Source organism: Vibrio sp. Vb0937, from assembly GCF_033338855.1.
On sequence record NZ_JAWOTK010000414.1, the window covers coordinates 1 to 1,079 of the forward strand.

Here is a 1,079-nt window from a genome sequence, read left to right on the forward strand (position 1 = left end):
GGTTGATGAGCGCATTTACATTGGTGGACAAACGCTAGCTTCAGGCTATTTTCACCAAGGTCAAGTGACGGTATTTGTGGACGAGGATGGTTGGTTCGACAGTAAGGATCTCGGTACTTGGCAAGGAGATGAGTTAAAGATCATCGGTCGGGCCGATAATCAATTTATCTCAGGTGGAGAAAACGTTCACTGTGAGGAAATAGAAGTAGTATTGAACCAAATTCCAAGCGTCATTCAGAGCATTGTCGTGCCAGTCGAAGATGCTGAGTTCGGTCATCGTCCTATAGCCGTTATTCAATCAGAAGCGTTACTGAGCCAACAGGAATTCGAGCAATACTTGCGGAAAAAGCTTGAGAAGTTTAAATGGCCAATCGCTTACTATTTGATGCCACAAGCCTTGTTAGAAGGTGGGATTAAAGTCTCGCGTAAAGCGGTAAAAGAGTGGCTGCTTTATGAGTTAGATAATCAACGTTAAATAGCTGGCGCTCATTTTCCCGGCGGAAATGAGGCGAAGATTAGTCAATTTTGCTATGTGTTAGTCGGAAAGGGAATTTCGTAACCTTATAACTCTGAATCATAATCATGTCTTAACGTAGAGCAGAAAGGCATAAGCTTCAGAATGGTGAAATTGGTTTTATTGATAGCAGTGGTATTACAAATTGGCATCGCAATCAGCAGTGAAGGGCTCACTCGCTCGTTAGCGGAATTGACGGCGTTTTTAATCGCTATCGCGTTGGTGTTTACGCTCAAGAGTGACAAACCAGAGTCAACCTCCGACCAACGCGATAAGTCGACAACGATTATCTAAGTACTAGCCAGCTTAGTGACGTGGTGGAAATTAATACCCATAAAGTCACACCAAACAACAGCGGTTTAGGGCCCGAAGATTTCAGTTTCGAAATCGAAATACTACATCCTATCAAGAATAAGCACACCACCAGAGCTTGCTTCGCAATGGTAAAAATACCGTGATACACCACCTCAAGTTGTGGGAAGAAATCACTAAAGGCGATGGCCGCGCAATACCAGAAAATGAAGTAAGGAATCACTAACTTTTTCGAACCGTTCTCTTTGCTCCC

3 protein-coding genes are annotated in these 1,079 nt (G+C 43.6%); 2 read left to right on the forward strand and 1 reads right to left on the reverse strand.

Annotation, left to right across the window (positions count from 1 at the left end; all coding sequences use genetic code 11):
• Nucleotides 1-475 (forward strand): AMP-binding enzyme (locus R7P67_RS26140; protein ID WP_411912822.1); only part of this gene is annotated, 475 nt, incomplete at its 5' end.
• A gap of 144 nt (nt 476-619) precedes the next feature.
• Entirely contained in the window at nt 620-808 is a 189-nt protein-coding gene (locus R7P67_RS26145) for a hypothetical protein (protein ID WP_203505800.1), read from the forward strand.
• Here R7P67_RS26145 and R7P67_RS26150 read toward each other — a convergent pair.
• The coding region (locus R7P67_RS26150) for a putative sulfate exporter family transporter (RefSeq protein ID WP_318086496.1) at nt 801-1,079 on the reverse strand (279 nt) is incomplete at its 5' end. The genes R7P67_RS26145 and R7P67_RS26150 overlap by 8 nt on opposite strands.

What these genes read in the sequence shown, in the direction of transcription:
- R7P67_RS26145 (WP_203505800.1), top strand. Translation starts at nt 620, where the DNA reads ATGGTGAAATTGGTTTTATTGATAGCAGTGGTATTACAAATTGGCATC.